The sequence below is a fragment of the Corynebacterium antarcticum genome (assembly GCF_016595285.2).
GTDB classification, from domain to species: Bacteria; Actinomycetota; Actinomycetes; order Mycobacteriales; family Mycobacteriaceae; genus Corynebacterium; species Corynebacterium antarcticum.
In genome coordinates, this window is sequence record NZ_JAENIP020000001.1 from 274,784 (window position 1) to 291,906 (window position 17,123).

Here is a 17,123-nt window from a genome sequence, read left to right on the forward strand (position 1 = left end):
CTCCTAGGTTTTGTAGCTTCGGGCGCCGGCCGGTGGAGCGGTTCGCTCCGAGGCGCCCTGTGACCGTGCCGCGAATCTGAGTCGCTGGATGACGGTGAGGACCGTGCCCACCGCGAGGGCGGACAGGGCGATCTCGATGGCCCACGGTACCCCCAGACCGGTGAGCCCGATCCCGAGGAGACCGAGTATAAGCCGTTCCGGGCGTTCGATGAGCCCACCGACGATCTTGAGCCCCGAGGCTTCGCCGCGGGCCTTCACGTAGGAGATGACCTGGGAGCCCACCAGAACGATCAGCGCGGCGACGACCACGGGCGCCGCGGCCCGGTGTGTGTAGATGAGCCACCAGGTGATCGCCCCGAACAGCGCGCCGTCGGTGATCCGGTCGCATGTGGCGTCCAGGGTGGCGCCGTACTTCGTACCGCCGCCACGCATCCGGGCCATCGTCCCGTCGATCATGTCGAACGCGGAGAACAGACCGGTCAGCACAGCCGCGGCGAACAGGTGCCCAGTGGGAATGAGGGTCACGGCGAGGGCGATCGTCAGCGACGCCGACGCCACCGTGATGGTGTTCGGGGACAGCCCCAGCCTGAGCATCGCCCGCGCGACGGGTTCCACCACAACCGCCGCCGGACGCCGGCCTCGTGCACTAAGCATTCGTCTCTCCCGATGTGTTCTCCAGTGCCACCCACGCATCCGCCAGCAGCTTCCTGGTGTCACGCAGCAGCTGCGGCAGCACCTTGGTGCCGCTGATGACCGTCATGAAGCTGGCGTCGCCGGCCCACCGTGGGACGATGTGCAGGTGCAGATGATCCCCGACGGAGCCTCCGGAGGCCTTACCGAGATTCAGGCCGACGTTGATGGCGTCCGGGTTCGACACCGATTTCACGGCCCGCACCGCAATCTGTGCGAACGCCATCAACTCTCCGGACTCCTCGGCGGTGAGGTCCTCGAGGTTCGCCACCTTGCGGTAGGGGACGACCATCATGTGCCCGGAGTTGTACGGGTACAGATTGAGGACGCAGTAGACCGACTCACCCCGGGCGACGATGAGTCCCTCCTCATCGTCGAGCTCGGGAATCCTCAGGAAGGGATCTCTCCGGTCGGTGGAGCCACCGCCATCCGGCCGGCCCTCCGCACCGGAATCGGCGATGTAACTCATCCGGTACGGCGCCCAGAGCCGGACGAGGCGGTCGGGAACCCCTGCGCCCCGGTCGACCACGGCCCCTTCGGGCAGCCCTCCGTCGTCAGCGGCGTTCCGCAAGGTGATCCTCATTCGGCTGATCGTTGATCCGGTCCCGCACCCAGGCGGTGATCAGTTCGACCGCCTCGTCGATCGGGACCCCGTTGACCTGGCTGCCGTCCAGGAACCGGAAACTCACCGCCCCTGCTTCGACATCCCGGGCTCCGGCGAGGAGCATGAAGGGGACCTTGCCGGTGGTGTGGTTGCGGATCTTCTTCTGCATCCTGTCGTCGGAGGTGTCGACCTCCGCGCGGATGCCTGCGCGACGGAGCCGCTCGCAGACCGACTCGAGGTGCGGCGCGAAGTCATCGGCGACGGGGATGCCGACCACCTGGTGCGGTGCGAGCCATGCGGGGAACGCACCGGCGTAGTGCTCGAGGAGAACACCGAAGAACCGCTCGATCGAGCCGAACAGGGCCCGGTGGATCATGATCGGGCGCTTCTTCGTCCCGTCGGAGGCCGTGTACTCGAGGTTGAACCTTTCGGGCAGGTTGAAGTCGAGCTGCACGGTCGACATCTGCCAGGTCCTCCCGATGGCGTCCTTCGCCTGGACGGAGATCTTCGGCCCGTAGAACGCGGCCCCGCCCGGGTCCGGGACGAGCTCCAGCCCCGAGTTGTGCGCGACCCGCTCGAGAATCGCGGTGGATCGCTCCCAGATCTCGTCGGATCCGACGCTCTTCTCGTCGTCACGGGTCGACAGCTCCAGGTAGAAGTCGTCGAGACCGTAGTCCCGGAGCAGCGAGATGACGAACTCCAGGACCGTCGTCAATTCGGTCTCGAGCTGATCGTCGGTGCAGTAGATGTGGGCGTCGTCCTGGGTGAATCCCCGGGCGCGGGTGAGTCCGTGGATCACGCCTGACTTCTCGTAGCGGTAGACGGTTCCGAACTCGAACAGGCGCAACGGCAGTTCGCGGTAGCTCCGCCCGCGGGACGCGAAGATCAGGTTGTGCATCGGGCAGTTCATGGGCTTGGCGTAGTAGTCCTGCGCCTGCCTGGTCACGTTGCCGTCGGTGTCCGTCTCGCCGTCGAGCTGCATCGGCGGGAACATGCCGTCGGCGTAGAAGTCGAGGTGACCGGACTTCGCGAAGAGCTCGCCCTTGGTCAGGTGCGGCGTGTTGACGAAGCTGTAGCCGCCGTTGATGTGCCGCCTGCGGGAGTGCTCCTCCATCTCCAGGCGGACGATGCCGCCGTTCGGGTGGAACACCGGGAATCCGGATCCGATCTCGTCGGGGAAACTGAACAGGTCGAGCTCGGTGCCCAGACGCCGGTGGTCGCGCTTCTCCGCCTCGGCGAGCATCGTCTGGTACTCCTCGAGGGCCTCCTTGGTCTCCCAGGCCGTCCCGTAGATCCGCTGGAGACCGGCGTTGCGCTGGTCGCCGCGCCAGTAGGCCGCGGAGCTGCGGGTCAGGGCGAAGGCCGGGATGTACCGCGTCGTCGGGACGTGGGGCCCACGACAGAGGTCATACCACTCGGGTTCCCCGGTGCGTGGGTTGACGTTGTAGTAGCCGGTCAGCTCGCCCGCACCGACCTCCGTCGCCTCATCCGAATCGGGGTCCACGGAACCCTTGTCCTGGATCAACTCGAGTTTGTAGGGTTCACCGGCGAGCTCCTCGCGCGCGGCGTCGAGGCTCGGGTAGACCCGGCGCTCGAACTTCTGCCCCGACTTGATGATCTTCTTCATCCGCTTCTCCAGCGTGCGGAGATCCTCCGGGGTGAACGGTTCCGCGGCATCGAAGTCGTAGTAGAAACCACCGTCGATGGCGGGACCGATCCCGAGCTTCGTTCCGGGGAACTCGGCCTGGACCGCCTGGGCGAGAACGTGGGCGCAGGAGTGCCGGATGACCGACCGTCCGGCCTCGGTGTTCGCGGGGACGGGGAAGAATGCGGAATCCGCGTCGGGAACGTGCGAGAGGTCGAACAGGGTCCCGTCCGCGTCCGCGACACAGACGATCGCGCCCTCACCCTTGTTCGGGAGCTCCAGTTCCCGCATCGCCGCACCGACGGCGGTGCCAGCGGGAACTCGGAATGACGGGTGGGATCCGGGTTGAGAATTATCTGTCGTGCACACGATGCTGGTCGCGCTCCTTCTTGCGCTCGGCGGGACCGGCATACCTGGCCGGCTCCCGTTCACGGTGGTGGGACAGTCCCGTCCGGCAACGGCGTACACCGCGTGCGAACGGTCCCCGCGCCAGGGCGTCAGGTGGACCGACGCCGACCCGATTCACCTCCGGGATGCGCGATGCGTCACGGCGGTTGGACCGGACCGGCCGAACTGTCAGCCATCATCTTAGCCCGCCCGATCAATCCTCGAGCAGCGTGGCTCCCCAGTAGGCGTCGCGTCCGGTGTCGTTCCGGGCTGTTCCACGTTCCTCATCCGCCACCCCGGGCGGGCAGGCGAACACCGCCGAACCGATGTGGGTGATCCACTGATTGAGCCTGTCCTTCTCGTCCAGCCGGCGCTGGATCGGGACGAACTGATCGAGGGGATTCTTCTGGAAACAGATGAAGATGAGTCCCGCGTTCGACGTCTGTCCGCTCTCCGGTTCCGGAGGAAGGTCGTAGTTGAAGGCACGCCTCCGGATCTTCTGGTGCGGCGCGTCCTTCGGATTCGTGGAGCGGGCGACGTGGCTCGCCGGATCGATCACCGGTAGACCGTAGGAGTCGGTCGCCTCGAAGTCGGGCGTGTCGAACTCCCGCTCGCCCGTCAACGGCGCCCCGCTGTCCAGGGTCCGCCCCATGACGACCTCCCGTGACGTGCGGTCGAGCATCTCCCACTCATCGAGGTCCATAGCGACACGACGGACGACGAGAGCGGTACCGCCGCGGAGCCAGTCGGGCCCCTCGTCGATCCAGACGATGTCGTCGAACTCCTCCCGTGTCCGCGGATTGACCGTACCGTCCTTCTGACCGAACAGATTCCGTGGTGTCGCGTTGTCCGGGCGGGTTCCGTCGGAATTGAGGAATCCCTGCTGGAACCAGCGCACCGAGACGTAGTCGACACCGGCCCTGATCATGTGGCGGGTGGCGTGGGACAACGTGACGGGATCGTCAGAGCACAACTGGAGCACCACATCGGCCCCTCCCCACCGGTCATCGAGCCTGTCGCGGGAGAACGCCGGAAGCGGTCCCAGCCATTCCGGCCGGGCGTCGGCGCGTCCGATAATGTCGAAGAAGGTGGCCCCGAAACCACAGGTGACGGTGAGATTGGCGGGGGCGTCGACCATCTCCGGTTCAAGGTCGCCGAGCGGTGCCCTGCCCTCGCACAATCTGCGCGCGTCCTCCGTCCACAGCCGCATGAGCCGGCGGGCCGCCCCCCTGTCCGCCTCCCCCCGGAAGCTGAAGGCCACGAGGTTGAGGTGGGCCTGGAACGGGGTCGCTATGCCGGCCTGGTGTTCGCCGCCGAACGGGACCTTCTCACTCCCGAGCCTTGAGGCCTCCCCTTCGCGGTCGCCGGGCACCTCGACCCCCGGTTCCAGATCGCGCGCGGCGCCCGAGGCACAGGCGGCGAGCCCGGCCCCGGCGGCACCCGCGGACAGCCCCGCCAGAAAACCGCGGCGGGACAGTGAGTGCGGGACGGAACAGGATCTGCTCTCGTGAGGCATGAGATATCGCCGGTCTTTCAGAGTGGAACGGTTGCGGGTTGGAACTGGTGGTCTGGTGGGCCCGACACCCTGCGCGTCGAATGCCGGATCATCGTCCCGGCCGAAGGCCACGGCTCCGCCTTCGGCGGACCGTGGCCCCGCACCGGAGCGGACTCACTTGTCGTTGTCGTGATGCATGTCGTGGTCACCGTGTGCGGAGTCCGATCCGTACTCCTCTTCTCCTGCCGCGATGGCACGAACCGGCACATCCTTGACGACGACCTTCGACCCATCGGAGAACTCCAGGGTGACGTCGACGGTCGAACCTGCCTCGACTGCCCCGTCGTAATTCAGGATCATCAGGTGGTCGGCACCGGGTTCGAGGACGTGCTTACCGCCGGCCTTGATGGTGATGCCGCCCTTCTTCTCCTGCATCTTTCCGTCGACCACCTCATGGATCTCGTAGTCGGACTTACCGAGCGACGTGGTGAACCCGGTCAGGTTGATCTCGTGATCCGTGTGGTTCTCCAGCATGCCGAAGATCGCGGTCATACCGGCGCCGGCGGGCATGGCCTTCACGAAACCGTCGTGGAGGTGGACGGTCTCCGCCGTGAGTGTTCCCTCGGCGGCGTCCCTGGCGTCCTCGGCCCCCTCCTTCACCTTGTCGCCCGCGTCCTTGGCTGCATCCTTGGCGTCCTCGGCCCCCTCCTTCACCTTGTCGCCCGCGTCCTTGGCTGCATCCTTGGCGTCGTCACCGGCCTCGGCGGCCGCCGAGGTGACAGCGGATGCCGCGTCATCGACGGAGTCCTTGGTGGAATCCGAGCAGCCGGCGAGCGCGAACGCCGCAACGGCGAGGGTGGCGATGGAGATACGGCTGAGTGTACGGGTGGTCATGTGGGACTCACTTTCTCTTTTTGATGATCATGCCTGCGACCATGAGAAGAAGCAGGAGCAGACCGCCACCGACGGCGACGGCTGGAACTGGTGACGGGGACTCCGCTGAACCTGACCGGTCAGTGGAATCCCCCGAACTGGTTGCCGGTGATGAACCGGACGGCTCCGAGGGGGACGCCGCACCGTCCGACACTGTGAAGGTGGTCCGTCCCCGGGTGGCGTGACCGTCGGAGGACGTGATCTGGAAACCGACCGTGTAATGCCCCGGCCCAGGATGGATGTCGTCAGGCACTGTGACCGAGACGACCTGGTTGTCCAGCGCAGGTTCATCGCTGAACAGGACGGTGGAGGTGTCGGTGTCACTCACCGCAACTGTGTTGAAGCTGTCCCGGGGAATCCCCGAGAACTCGAGGACGATCTCGCGGGGGAACTCATCGACCGTGGCACCGTCGGCAGGCGTGGAGTCCAGGACAACGTCATGCGCGACCGCGACACCCCCGGACCAGGACGGACCCAGTCCTGACTGGCACCCGAACACCACGACGGGGGTACACAGCGCAGTCACGACCAGAGCCGCACGTCTGCGGTGCCGATGTCCGTAATGTCGGGTCACAATCAACTCCATGATCGTCGGATGGCGGCCTACCCCGGCCGGAAGCGTGGGACACCGTGGGGTTCCCGTCCCGTGAGAGCCTCCCACAGTAGTCGGCCACGGACCCGGAAAAGTTCCCGGAAACGGGAATCCACCTCAGCATCTCCACCACACCGTGGCCTCCGCGGCCCGGTGGCCTTTCGCGGTGGCCACGGCGGCGGATCTCCGTCATCCCCCATGGTACGCCGCGTGTGCGGAGGAACGGATGACGGGGGAAGCCTGCCATCAGCACGAACACACGAAGGCCCGGACACCTTGCGGTGTCCGGGCCGATAACGTGGTCCCAGCTGGGATCGAACCAGCGACCTTTCCGGTGTGAACGGAACGCTCTTCCACTGAGCCATGGGACCTCGGGCGAGTGCATCTCGTCCGCCCAGTAAGTTAACACGGTCACCGTACTCCCACCTAATCCGCTGGTGACCCGCCGGTGCACCTGTAACTCTCCCGATCACGCACCCCACGGTGGATACCGGACCCGATCCTCCGCGGAGTGGAGGACCCGTGCCGGGAGAACCCCGGCCACGGGGCACCGGGAGACGACTCCGGGGGCGCCGGCCAGGCGCACCCCAGCAGCCGATTTGTGCCCCGGTCCCGAATAGGGCTAGAGTTTGGTCTCGCACCACATCGGGTCCACGGACCCACATATTGTTGCGATGCGGATGTAGCGCAGTTGGTAGCGCATCACCTTGCCAAGGTGAGGGTCGCGAGTTCGAGTCTCGTCATCCGCTCTGGTATGGTTTTCGTACCTGCACAGCCACGGTGGAATGGCCGAGTGGTGAGGCAACGGTCTGCAAAACCGTGCACACGGGTTCGATTCCCGTTTCCACCTCCAGTTTCACAGTCCTGCGCGTTTAGCTCAGCGGGAGAGCGCTTCCCTGACACGGAAGAGGTCACTGGTTCGATCCCAGTATCGCGCACCGGAGTAGCACAGCTCCCTAAAACAGTGCGTGCGGATGTAGCGCAGTTGGTAGCGCATCACCTTGCCAAGGTGAGGGTCGCGAGTTCGAGTCTCGTCATCCGCTCCGGGGATACCGTTCACGGTCTCCCTTCCCGCGCGTTTAGCTCAGCGGGAGAGCGCTTCCCTGACACGGAAGAGGTCACTGGTTCGATCCCAGTATCGCGCACCGGAGTAGCACAGCTCCCTAAAACAGTGCGTGCGGATGTAGCGCAGTTGGTAGCGCATCACCTTGCCAAGGTGAGGGTCGCGAGTTCGAGTCTCGTCATCCGCTCTCCCCCACAGCGGCCCGGCGTTCATCGTCGGGCCGCTTTTCCATGTCGTCCCCCACCCCGTCCCTCTCTCTTTCAGGACACCGGCCGGGCCGACTACCCTCGCACCTCATGAGCGACTTTCCCCGCACGATCCCGCCGGAGGTCCTGGTCGGCCCGGTTGAGCCGGTCGGACACGGACAGATCCGGGCCGTGTCCGCCATCACGCTGACCGGGGCGACCGCGGTGACCGGGACATCCGGGCCGCTGGGCAACTCCACCGACGCGGCCCTGCTCCGCGCCCTACGAGCCTGGAGCGACGTCGTCCTCGTCGGCGCGGAGACCGTCCGTGCCGAGAACTACGGGGGCGCCTCGGTCACCTCCGACACCCGGGCCGGGCGGGTATCCGACGGTCGGGCGCCGGTGCCACCGATCGCGGTCGTCACCCGATCCTTCAATCTGCCGCCGGATTCCCGCCTGTTCCACGACACCGAGGTGGACCCGATCGTTCTCGCACCGGAGTCCGCGTGCGGGGACCGGGCGTTGTCCGACGCGCGGAAGGCGGTCGCCGCCGCCGGTGGGCGGATCGTGTCGACGGGAAGCGGTGCACCCGCCGAGATCGTCCGACGCCTCCGGCGGCTCGGATACCGGAGAATCGTCTGCGAGGGTGGAGCGCACCTGCTCGGCCAGCTGGTGCGGGCCGGGTTGATCGACGTGCACCACATCACCATCGACCCCAGTCTCACCCTGCCCGCGCATCCACCATTGATCGTCAACCCCGATTCCGGACCAGGCGAAACCCCGGAACGACACCCCCTGAGCCTCAGTGGAATTCAGGCGACGTCCGACGGGTGTGTTTTTCTCCGGTACAGCCGGAAACACACCGACCTCACTCCCTGATCAGGGAACTTTCCGCGGTATGGTGGGGCGGTGACCGACCTGACCAGCTCCCGTTTGACCACGCTCTGGACCTCGCCCGGCCCCCGGGTTGTCCCGGCGCCGCCGACGCCCAGGACCACCGATTTCGACCGCGTGGCGAGAATGGTGCTCTGGCCCCTGTCGCTCATGCTGATCGTCCACCGCGTCCTGGTTCTCTCGGTCAACGGGTCGGTGACCGACGATTTCTCCACGGTCTACTACGCCCTGCGCCGTTTCCACGACGGTGTGCCGATCTACAACGAGACCTACCACCACGTTGATCCCCACTATCTCTACTCCCCGGGTGCCACGCTCGCGCTGTCGCCACTGGGTCTGCTGACGGACTTCGATTCCGCCCGGATGTGGTTCATCTGCCTCAACGCGGCCGCGATAGTGGCGGGTCTCGGCATACTGACCCGGATGTTCGGCTACGCCCTGTCCTCGGCCGTGTTCCCTTCGGCGGTGTGCTTCGCGTTCCTCACCGAGGCGGTCCGGAACACCCTGGTGTTCTCGAACATCAACGGCATCCTCCTCCTCGCCCTCGCCGGATACCTCCACTGCCTGCTCCACGATCGGCGGTGGGCGGCGGGAATCCTCATCGGTCTCGCGATCCTCATCAAACCGATCTTCGCTCCTCTGCTCTTCCTCCCCTTCGTGAAACTCAACTGGCGCACCGTCTGCACCGGCGTGCTGGTCCCCGTCGTCGTGAACGCCGTCGCCTGGCCCATCGTCCCCGGTGCCGGCGACTACGTCACCCGGACCATGCCCTACCTGGGCGAGGTTCGCGACTACGCCAACAGCTCCCTGCCCGGCATCGCCACCTACTACGGCATGCCGTGGTGGCAGGAGAAGTTCTGGTTCGCCTTCTTCGCCGCAGTGGTCGTGGCGGGGGTGATCGTTCTCCTGCGCTGGCGGTACACCGATCCCCTGCTCTGGGTGAGCACCACGAGCGGGCTGCTGCTCGCGGGCGTGTTCCTGCTCTCCTCCCTCGGGCAGATGTACTACTCGATGCTCCTGTTCCCCCTGCTGTTCACGGTACTGCTCCGACGCTCCGCGATGCACTCCCCCGTCGCCTGGATCGCCGTCTACTGTTTCCTCTCCGCCGACGTGTGGTTCTCCGACGAATGGCTCGATCTCGGCCGGGCGATGCACTATCTCAAGCCCACGGTGGGCTGGGCACTGATCGTTCTGACGATCACCGTCTCCGCGATGGTCTGGTGGTGGCAGGAGCGCAAGGGCGTCGCGGCCACCGCCTCAGAGCCCCCGTCCCCGTCCCGGGAGACCGACCACCCCAACCCAGACCCGCAACCGGAAGGACGACGATGACCAACTTCAGACTGATCGGTGACGACGAGTGGCGCCGGCGACTGAGCGCCGAGGAGTTCCGTGTACTCAGGCGTGCCGGAACCGAGGCACCCCACACCGGTGAGTACACCGACACGTTCACCGAGGGCGTGTACTCCTGCCGCGCGTGTGGAACGGAGCTGTTCCGTTCCACGGAGAAGTTCGCGGCACACTGCGGCTGGCCCGCGTTCTTCTCCCCGTTGGCCGAGGACCGCGTCATCGAACGTCGGGACACGTCGCTGCCCGGGCGGCCCCGCGTCGAGGTTCTCTGCGCGGCCTGCGGGTCACATCTCGGACACGTGTTCACCGGCGAGGGCTACGACACCCCCACGGACCAGCGCTACTGCATCAACTCCATCTGCCTCACCCTCGAGGAGATGCCCGTCACCTAGCACCGTGCAGAACAGTCGCCCGTCCGGTTCAGTTCACGGTCACGGGAGGACCGAGATGATCTCCTCGACGTCATCGACGCGACGGCCGGAGAAGAACGGGATCTCCTCGCGGACATGCCGACGCGCCTCGGTGTAGCGCATCCGGTACATCAGGTCGACGATGCGGTGCATCTCGGGGGCCTCGAACGCGAGGATCCACTCGTAGTCTCCGAGGGAGAACGCGGGCACCGTGTTCGCCCGTACGTCCGGGAAGTCCCGGGCGGCCATGCCGTGCTCGACGAGGATCTTCCGGCGCTCGGCGTCGTCGAGCAGGTACCAGTCGTAGGAACGGACGAAAGGGTAGACCGAGATCCAGCGCCCCGGCTCCTCCCCCATGATGAAGCTCGGGAGATGGGACTTGTTGAATTCAGCGGGGCGGTGCAGCGCGGTGCCGGTCCAGAACGGCTCGGAGCACCGACCGAGTGTCGTGGTGCGGCGGAAGTCGTTGTACGCCCGCTGGATGTCCTCGATCTCCTCGGCGTGCCACCAGATCATCACGTCGGCCTCCGCGCGGAGGCCGGAGATGTCGTAGATTCCCCGGACCGTCACGGGACCGTCCGCGAGCCCGCGGAAGAACTCTCTGGTATCGGCGACCGCCTGCTCCCGGTCGTCGCCGAGTGCCCCGGGAATGATCCGGAAGGTGGCGAACTGGGAGTACTGCTGCATCGAGTTGAGTTTCTCGAAATCCTTGCGCTGGGCCACAGTGTTCGGGCTCCTTTCATGGTGGGGTGGCCCCCGTCACGGGACCTCCGGGAGACGCCGCCCGCGGGTGTGTCCCGTCGGCGACTGCTGTCCTCCATCATAAGTTGGATGTCCGTCCACGGCCGCCACCACCCCGGTCGGCGCGCCTCCCCGCTCATCGCGCGGGCCGGGGTTAGGTTTGGACCCGTGACCGAATCCGAAGCCCCCAAGCATCCCGCGGCCGCCGGGACATCGGCCGACACCGACGCACCGCAGCTGTTCAATGAGGCTGTCGAGTCGATGCACCGCGCACGGCTCCGCCCCGAGGTGACACTGGGAACGATCCGTCCACCGCAGCGGCTCGCCCCGTACAGCCATGCTGTCGGTCTCGAGGTCGAACGCCCCACTGACGGGGACGGTGTCGCGACGGACAGCGAGGGCGATGCATTCGGTCGGCTCATCCTTCTCCATGATCCCGGTGCCGAGGAGACGTGGGAGGGCCGGATGCGGCTCGTCGCCTACATCCAGGCGGACATGGATGACTCCGTCGCGGCTGATCCCCTTCTCCCCGACGTCGCCTGGGACTGGCTGAAAGAGTCACTGGGCCATTCAGGTGCCGCGTACACGAACCTCGGCGGTACGGTCACCTCGACCGCCTCGGTGCGGTTCGGGGACATCGGCGGCCCACCCCGCGCCTTCCAGGTGGAGATGCGGGCCTCGTGGACGGCCGTCGACGACGATCTCTCCGGCCACGTCACCGCTTTCGGCGAGTTGCTCGGCCATGTCGCCGGCCTACCGCCGGAGGGGGTCATCCCGCTCGCCAATCTCCGCGGAACGTCCCGGTGACAACCCGGTCCTGAGCGGCGTTTCCCCGGCTCAGAAGTAGACGGCCACCGGCCGGCCGGCCACCTCCGTGACAGTCAGATCGACGTCATAGAGGGAGGCCAGATTCTCCGTGGTCATCAGCTCGGCGGGCGTGCAGCTGTGCACCAGCCGGCCGTTCTTCATGGCGAGAATCCGGTCCGAGTACGCGGCCGCGAAGTTGATGTCGTGGATCACCACGACGACGGTGCGCCCCAGGTCCTCCGCAGTCCGGCGGAGCAGCTTCATCATCGCGAGCGAGTGCTTGATGTCGAGGTTGTTCAGGGGCTCGTCGAGCAGGATGTAGTCGGTCTCCTGGGCGAGCACCATCGCGACGAAGGCGCGCTGCCGCTGACCACCGGACAGTTCATCGAGGTTGCGCTCCGAGAACTCCTCGAGTTCCAGGTACGCCATCGCCCGGTCGATCGCTTCCTCATCCTCCCGTGTCAGCCGCCCGGCGCTGTGCGGGAAGCGACCGAAGGCGACGAGTTCCCGCACGGTCAGTCGTACGGCGACCCGGTTGTCCTGACGGAGGACGGAGAGGATCCGGGCGAGCTTCTTCGACGGAGTGGTCGACACATCGTGTCCGTCGACGCTCACCGATCCACCGTCGGACTGGATCAGCCGGCTGATTATCCCCAGCAGGGTCGACTTGCCGGCGCCGTTGGGACCGATGACACTGGTCACTCCGCCGGCGGGGATGTCCACGCTGACGTCGTCGACGACCTTCTCGGAGTCGTATGTCTTGGTCACACCGGAAATCCGGATCAACGGCCCAGGCCTTTCTTTGACAGCAGCAGGTAGAGGAACAGCAGTCCGCCGGCGAACTCGATGATCACCGACAGTGAGGTGTCGAAGGAGAAGAGTCGGCCGAGCACCCACTGGCCGACGACGAGGAACACGACGCCCAGCGCGGATGCCACGGGAATCGTCCACCCGTGCCGGTCGCTCCGGACCAGCAGGTAGGCGAGGTTGGCGACGAGAAGCCCGAAGAAGGTCACCGGACCGACGAGCGACGTGGAGACACTGACCAGCACGGAGCACAGCACGAGGGCCGTGATCACCTCACGACGGTGGTTCACCCCCAGGGAGACCGCGGTGTCCCGCCCGAGGAGGAGCACATCCAGTTGCCTGCGGCGACGCAGGAAGATCCCGACGCACACGAGGGTCACCAACCCCGCCCAGGGCAGCAGGTTCTTGTCGACCACCGAGAACGTCGCGAAGAACACGTCCTGCAGGACCTGGTACTCGCCCGGATCCAGCATGCGCTGCAGCAGCGCGGACAGCGAGCGGAAGAACACGCCGACCACGATCCCGATGAGTAGGAGCAGGTCGATCGAGGTCCGGCCGCCGGCGAACACCGTCCCGAACAACAGGAGCGAGAACCCCACCATGATGACAGTGTTGACGAGGAACAGCACGGCCGACGGCACCGTCGAGAAGTACAGCGATCCGAGCCAGTAGACGATGATCGTCTGGATGAGCAGGTAGAGGCTGTCGAAGCCCATCAGCGCGGGTGTCAGGATTCTGTTCGCGGTGATCGTCTGGAACACCACCGTCGACGCCCCGATCGCAACGCCGACGATCACGAGACCGGCGACGGTGGAGACACGCAGTTTGAGCGCGAACTTCCACGCAGAGGGAAGCTCCCAGGTCAGGAAGAAGACGACCCCGAGCACGGACAGCAGGACCAGTACGGTGACGAGGAGTGCGCGGAATCTGTCGGCCCTGCGGCGCCGGACGCGTCTGGCCTCGGCGAGGGAGTCGGGGCTCGCGGTTTCAGCAGCGGACACGGGAGTTCCTCCGGTAAAGGATCGCCAGGAAGATGGCGGCTCCGATGACACCCATGACGGTGCCTACGGGCATCTCGTAGGGGAAACGGATCATCCGGCCGAGGATGTCGCAGACCATGCACATCATCGCGCCGATCAGGGCGACCCAGGGAAGCGAACGCCTGGTGTTGTCCCCCATCACGGCACTCACCAGGTTCGGGACGACGAGCCCGAGGAACGGGATCGCACCGACGACGGTGACCGTCACCGCGGAAACGACGGCGACGACGGCCAGGCCGAACGTCTCCACTGCGCGGGCGTTGATGCCGGCGTTGACGGCGTAGGAGTGGCCGAGACCGAGGATCGTGAATCGGTCGGCTGCCACGTAGCTGACGATCACCAGGATCCCGATGATCCACAGCAGTTCGTAGCGGCCCCGGAGCACGCCCGCGTAGCTACCCAACTGCCAGGAGCCGAGGGACTGGAGCAGCCCGTAGTTGTAGGCGATGAAGGTGGCCACCGCCCCGATGACACTGCCGAGCATGATGCCCACCAGCGGGACGGTGAACAGGCCGGGGTTCGGTATCCGCCGGATGGCCCCGAGGAAGAGGGTGGTTCCGGCGAGAGCGGTCAACGACGCCGCCGCCATCTTCCACCCGATGGGCGCGGCCGGGAAGAAGAGGCTGACCAGGAGCAGGCCGAGTGCCGCGGACTCCGTCGTACCGACCGTCGACGGTTCGACGAACCGGTTGCGCGCCAGCAGCTGCATGAGCAGCCCGGCCACGGCGATGGTCGCGCCCGAGAGCAGGATGGCGACGGTCCGCGGTATCCGCGAGACCACCATGATCCGCCAGTCGGAGTCGGCGACGCCCACCAGCAGACTGACGGCGGACAGTGCCGCCAGCGTCAGTACCGCGGGAAGCAGCAGGGTCGTTGAGTTGAATCTCATCCCGGCCGGCTATCCCCTGTATGCGCTTCCGACCGACTCGACCATCTGGTCCACGGTGTGCAGCCCGCCGGGAACCAGGTACCAATCGGTCGGATCGAGGTAGACGATGTTGCCGTTCTTGGCGGCCTTCGTGTTGTTGATCAGTTCGTTGTCCAGGGTGGCCTCGGCGGTGCTCCCGTCACGTCCGACCGCAGCGTCGCGGTCGATGACGAAGAGGTAGTCGGGATCGGCGTCCGCGACGAACTCGAAGCTCACGGGATCACCGTGGGGACCGGCGTTCTCCAGACTTGCGGCGGGAACGAAGCCCAGGTCGAAAACCAGGCCGAAGCGTGAATCCTCCGAGAAGGTCGACAATTCACCGCCGTTGGTCATGATGACGAGGGCGGTCGGCTCAGCGGCGGAGATCTTCTCCCTGTAGGCGGCCGCCTTCTCCTCGATCTCCTCTCCCTTTCTCTCCGCCTTCTCCCCGGCACCGAAGGCTGACCCGATGATCTCGGCGGACTCGGCGTTCGACTCGAGGAAGTCACCGAACTCAACACTCATGTCGATGGTGGGGGCGATCTCGGACATCTGCGCGTACGTGCCGGCGGAACGGGTCCCGATGACAATGAGGTCCGGTTCGAGTGATGCGATCGCCTCGTAGTCGGGTTCGAAGAAGGAGCCGATGGTCTGCCTGTCCTCGTACCCCTCGAGAACTTCCGGATTCGCGCCGCCGGAGGCGACCGCCACGATCCGGTCACCGAAACCGAGTGCATCAAGGAAGTCGACGCCGGCGTAGTTCATGACGACGATCTTCTGCGGCTCAGCGGTGATCTCGGTCTCGCCCTGGCGGTGCTTCACCGTGACGGGGTACTGGGCCGCGACCTTTCCGTCGTCCGCCTTCGCGGCGGCCGAGCTGGTGGTGCTGGATCCGGTGGTGGCGTTCCGGTCTGCGTCATCGCCGGCGGACGAGCAGCCCGCGAGTGCGAATGCCGCGACCACAGCAGCAGCGGTGACACGGGTCCTGATTGTCATGTTCTTCCTTTTCCTTCAGCTGATCGCGTTGTAGGGGCCGCCCTCCTCACACCATTGGACGGCACCGGATTCAACCGGTGTCGGGTATCAACGGGCGACCCATGTTCCTGCCGGACACCGGAGGAGAGCCGTCGTCGGACACGCGAAACACAGCCGAACGACCGACGTGGCATCAATCCATTTGTGGACGGCCGTGCCAGGATAGCCCAGGCTCCCCTGATCTCTCCACCGAGGGAAACCGCACCTGTCACAACCACCCCCGAACGTTCACCTTCCTTATTTGAGCCTAAACTACGAATTAAAGGTTGGGGGTTGAGCCGTACCGTTGCCTGTACGGACCATGAACGACATCTCACCCACTACACTTGGGTGTCATGCCTGTACCGCTGATCTCGCCGACCGGGGGAACTCCGGTCCTGATCGACTCCGCCGCAGCACTCAGCGGCGTCGCGGACGCGTTGGCCTCGGGACGTGGCCCGATCGCCGTCGACACCGAACGCGCCTCCGGATACCGCTACGACGAACGGGCCTTCCTGGTCCAGCTCCGTCGCCGCGACACCGGAACCGTACTCATCGACCCGGAGGGGCGACGCGCCGAACTCCGGGAGGCACTCGCCCCGGTCCTCAACTCCGCGGGTTGGGTCATCCACGCGGCCCCCAGTGATCTGCCCTGTCTGGCCCGGCTCGGGCTGTACCCCGCCGATCTCTTCGACACCGAACTCGCCGGCCGACTCGCGGGAATGGACCGCGTCAACCTGGCCGCAATGGTCGAGGACATCCTCGGCTACACGCTGTCCAAGGGCCACGGGCAGGAGGACTGGTCAACGAGACCGCTGCCCGCCGAATGGCTGGATTACGCGGCCCTGGACGTCGAGCTGCTCAACGAACTCGCCGAGGCCATGGCGGAGATACTCGATGCCGACGGAAAACTGGACTGGGCCGTCCAGGAGTTCCGGTACATCCGGGACACCCACGGACGAAACGCTCCCGCGAAACCTGCGACCTGGGCGCAAGCCAAGGGGGTCAACGGCCTGAACCGCCCCGAGCAGCGGGCCGTCGTGCGGGAGCTGTGGCTCGAGCGGGACCGGATCGCGAGACAGCGCGACTGTGCCGTCCACCGGATCCTCAAGACGCGGACCATGATCGAGATCGCGCGCAGACTCCCCGGATCGAGCGGGGACCTCGCCACCATCAGTGGTTTCCCGCGGCGCGACGAGCGGGCGCGGACACGGTGGATGTCCGTCATCGACAGGGCACGTCGAAGCCCCCGTTCCTCCTGGCCTGAACCCCCGCGACACGATTCCGACCATGTACCGGGGAGGTCGGCTCTGGCCTCCTACCCGGAGGTCAGGGAAACCCTGTCCCGGGTCCGGGACGCGCTGTCGGAGATATCCCGTGAGGTCGAGGTGCCGCTGGAGAACATCCTCGCCCCCGCCACCCTGCGGGCGGTGGTGTGGCACACGGTGGAGACCGGACTGATCCGGTCGACCGGACAGCTGGTGGACCACCTGGAGTCGCTGGAGGCCCGCCCCTGGCAGGTCGAACTCACCGTACCGGTTCTGGCCCGCGAGTTGCTCTGA

Annotated in this window: 16 protein-coding genes and 7 tRNA genes; 11 read left to right on the forward strand and 12 right to left on the reverse strand. The window is 66.2% G+C overall.

Annotated features, from left to right (window positions below):
• Positions 1-3 precede the first annotated feature (3 nt).
• The 7 genes from pgsA to JIM95_RS01215 all read right to left on the reverse strand — a co-directional run bounded on the left by pgsA (position 4) and on the right by JIM95_RS01215 (position 6,717).
• Positions 4-654, reverse strand: a complete 651-nt coding sequence (gene pgsA, locus JIM95_RS01185) for a phosphatidylinositol phosphate synthase (protein WP_200257745.1) — start codon at positions 652-654, stop codon at positions 4-6.
• The gene (locus JIM95_RS01190) at positions 647-1,273 is read right to left on the reverse strand and encodes an ATP adenylyltransferase (protein WP_200257747.1); all 627 of its coding nucleotides are present in this window, start codon (positions 1,271-1,273) and stop codon (positions 647-649) included. Before JIM95_RS01190 ends, pgsA begins: the two co-directional genes overlap by 8 nt.
• The gene (gene thrS, locus JIM95_RS01195; RefSeq protein WP_234034570.1) at positions 1,245-3,230 is read right to left on the reverse strand and encodes a threonine--tRNA ligase; all 1,986 of its coding nucleotides are present in this window, start codon (positions 3,228-3,230) and stop codon (positions 1,245-1,247) included. The genes JIM95_RS01190 and thrS overlap by 29 nt, the downstream gene beginning before the upstream one ends.
• A gap of 310 nt (positions 3,231-3,540) precedes the next feature.
• The gene (locus JIM95_RS01200; RefSeq protein ID WP_200257751.1) at positions 3,541-4,842 is read right to left on the reverse strand and encodes a Dyp-type peroxidase; all 1,302 of its coding nucleotides are present in this window, start codon (positions 4,840-4,842) and stop codon (positions 3,541-3,543) included.
• A gap of 153 nt (positions 4,843-4,995) precedes the next feature.
• The gene (locus tag JIM95_RS01205) at positions 4,996-5,715 is read right to left on the reverse strand and encodes a copper chaperone PCu(A)C (protein WP_200257753.1); all 720 of its coding nucleotides are present in this window, start codon (positions 5,713-5,715) and stop codon (positions 4,996-4,998) included.
• A 7-nt stretch (positions 5,716-5,722) separates the two neighbouring features.
• On the reverse strand, positions 5,723-6,328 hold the full coding sequence (locus JIM95_RS01210) for a copper resistance CopC family protein (protein ID WP_248702927.1): 606 nt from the start codon (positions 6,326-6,328) through the stop codon (positions 5,723-5,725).
• 317 nt (positions 6,329-6,645) lie between these two features.
• Positions 6,646-6,717: transfer RNA gene (locus JIM95_RS01215), tRNA-Val, on the reverse strand.
• Positions 6,718-7,022: 305 nt separating this feature from the next.
• On the opposite strand from JIM95_RS01215, the gene JIM95_RS01220 reads away from it, so the two are divergent.
• From JIM95_RS01220 to msrB, 9 genes are all read left to right on the forward strand, one after another.
• Positions 7,023-7,095, forward strand: a tRNA-Gly gene (locus tag JIM95_RS01220).
• A gap of 30 nt (positions 7,096-7,125) precedes the next feature.
• A tRNA-Cys gene (locus JIM95_RS01225) sits at positions 7,126-7,199 on the forward strand.
• 13 nt (positions 7,200-7,212) lie between these two features.
• Positions 7,213-7,284, forward strand: a tRNA-Val gene (locus JIM95_RS01230).
• A 32-nt stretch (positions 7,285-7,316) separates the two neighbouring features.
• Positions 7,317-7,389 (forward strand) — tRNA-Gly (locus JIM95_RS01235).
• 30 nt (positions 7,390-7,419) lie between these two features.
• Positions 7,420-7,491 (forward strand) — tRNA-Val (locus JIM95_RS01240).
• A gap of 32 nt (positions 7,492-7,523) precedes the next feature.
• Positions 7,524-7,596: transfer RNA gene (locus tag JIM95_RS01245), tRNA-Gly, on the forward strand.
• A 109-nt stretch (positions 7,597-7,705) separates the two neighbouring features.
• Positions 7,706-8,473 carry a pyrimidine reductase family protein gene (locus JIM95_RS01250; RefSeq protein WP_200257276.1) on the forward strand — a complete coding sequence of 256 codons (768 nt, stop codon included), beginning with the start codon at positions 7,706-7,708 and terminating at the stop codon, positions 8,471-8,473.
• A gap of 30 nt (positions 8,474-8,503) precedes the next feature.
• Positions 8,504-9,817 (forward strand): glycosyltransferase family 87 protein, encoded by a 1,314-nt coding sequence (locus tag JIM95_RS01255; RefSeq protein ID WP_248112808.1) that lies wholly within the window; start codon positions 8,504-8,506, stop codon positions 9,815-9,817.
• On the forward strand, positions 9,814-10,227 hold the full coding sequence (gene msrB / locus JIM95_RS01260; protein ID WP_200257275.1) for a peptide-methionine (R)-S-oxide reductase MsrB: 414 nt from the start codon (positions 9,814-9,816) through the stop codon (positions 10,225-10,227). The genes JIM95_RS01255 and msrB overlap by 4 nt, the downstream gene beginning before the upstream one ends.
• A gap of 39 nt (positions 10,228-10,266) precedes the next feature.
• Here msrB and hemQ read toward each other — a convergent pair whose 3' ends face one another.
• Positions 10,267-10,968, reverse strand: coding sequence for a hydrogen peroxide-dependent heme synthase (gene hemQ / locus JIM95_RS01265; protein ID WP_323373205.1), 702 nt, complete (start codon positions 10,966-10,968; stop codon positions 10,267-10,269).
• Between the two features lie 186 nt (positions 10,969-11,154).
• Between hemQ and JIM95_RS01270 the strand changes: the two genes are divergently transcribed.
• Positions 11,155-11,793: a DUF3000 domain-containing protein gene (locus JIM95_RS01270; RefSeq protein WP_248112806.1), complete on the forward strand. Its 639-nt coding sequence runs from the start codon at positions 11,155-11,157 to the stop codon at positions 11,791-11,793.
• 30 nt (positions 11,794-11,823) lie between these two features.
• Here the strand turns inward: JIM95_RS01270 and JIM95_RS01275 are convergent, their stop codons facing one another.
• From JIM95_RS01275 to JIM95_RS01290, 4 genes are read right to left on the reverse strand one after another with little or no spacing between them, the layout of a single operon-like run.
• Positions 11,824-12,579 (reverse strand): iron ABC transporter ATP-binding protein, encoded by a 756-nt coding sequence (locus JIM95_RS01275; protein WP_200257273.1) that lies wholly within the window; start codon positions 12,577-12,579, stop codon positions 11,824-11,826.
• Entirely contained in the window at positions 12,576-13,601 is a 1,026-nt protein-coding gene (locus tag JIM95_RS01280; protein ID WP_200257268.1) for an iron chelate uptake ABC transporter family permease subunit, read from the reverse strand. Before JIM95_RS01280 ends, JIM95_RS01275 begins: the two co-directional genes overlap by 4 nt.
• Entirely contained in the window at positions 13,588-14,529 is a 942-nt protein-coding gene (locus tag JIM95_RS01285; RefSeq protein ID WP_200257267.1) for an ABC transporter permease, read from the reverse strand. The genes JIM95_RS01280 and JIM95_RS01285 overlap by 14 nt, the downstream gene beginning before the upstream one ends.
• A gap of 9 nt (positions 14,530-14,538) precedes the next feature.
• Positions 14,539-15,543: a siderophore ABC transporter substrate-binding protein gene (locus tag JIM95_RS01290; protein WP_200257266.1), complete on the reverse strand. Its 1,005-nt coding sequence runs from the start codon at positions 15,541-15,543 to the stop codon at positions 14,539-14,541.
• Positions 15,544-15,917: 374 nt separating this feature from the next.
• On the opposite strand from JIM95_RS01290, the gene JIM95_RS01295 reads away from it, so the two are divergent.
• Positions 15,918-17,123, forward strand: a complete 1,206-nt coding sequence (locus JIM95_RS01295) for a ribonuclease D (RefSeq protein ID WP_200257265.1) — start codon at positions 15,918-15,920, stop codon at positions 17,121-17,123.

Excerpts from the sequence above, each read along its gene's own strand:
- pgsA (WP_200257745.1), bottom strand. The coding sequence starts at position 654 with ATGCTTAGTGCACGAGGCCGGCGTCCGGCGGCGGTTGTGGTGGAACCC.
- JIM95_RS01190 (WP_200257747.1), bottom strand. The coding sequence starts at position 1,273 with ATGAGGATCACCTTGCGGAACGCCGCTGACGACGGAGGGCTGCCCGAA.
- thrS (WP_234034570.1), bottom strand. The coding sequence starts at position 3,230 with ATGCGGGAACTGGAGCTCCCGAACAAGGGTGAGGGCGCGATCGTCTGT.
- JIM95_RS01200 (WP_200257751.1), bottom strand. The coding sequence starts at position 4,842 with ATGCCTCACGAGAGCAGATCCTGTTCCGTCCCGCACTCACTGTCCCGC.
- JIM95_RS01205 (WP_200257753.1), bottom strand. The coding sequence starts at position 5,715 with ATGACCACCCGTACACTCAGCCGTATCTCCATCGCCACCCTCGCCGTT.
- JIM95_RS01250 (WP_200257276.1), top strand. The coding sequence starts at position 7,706 with ATGAGCGACTTTCCCCGCACGATCCCGCCGGAGGTCCTGGTCGGCCCG.
- msrB (WP_200257275.1), top strand. The coding sequence starts at position 9,814 with ATGACCAACTTCAGACTGATCGGTGACGACGAGTGGCGCCGGCGACTG.
- JIM95_RS01285 (WP_200257267.1), bottom strand. The coding sequence starts at position 14,529 with ATGAGATTCAACTCAACGACCCTGCTGCTTCCCGCGGTACTGACGCTG.
- JIM95_RS01290 (WP_200257266.1), bottom strand. The coding sequence starts at position 15,543 with ATGACAATCAGGACCCGTGTCACCGCTGCTGCTGTGGTCGCGGCATTC.
- JIM95_RS01295 (WP_200257265.1), top strand. The coding sequence starts at position 15,918 with ATGCCTGTACCGCTGATCTCGCCGACCGGGGGAACTCCGGTCCTGATC.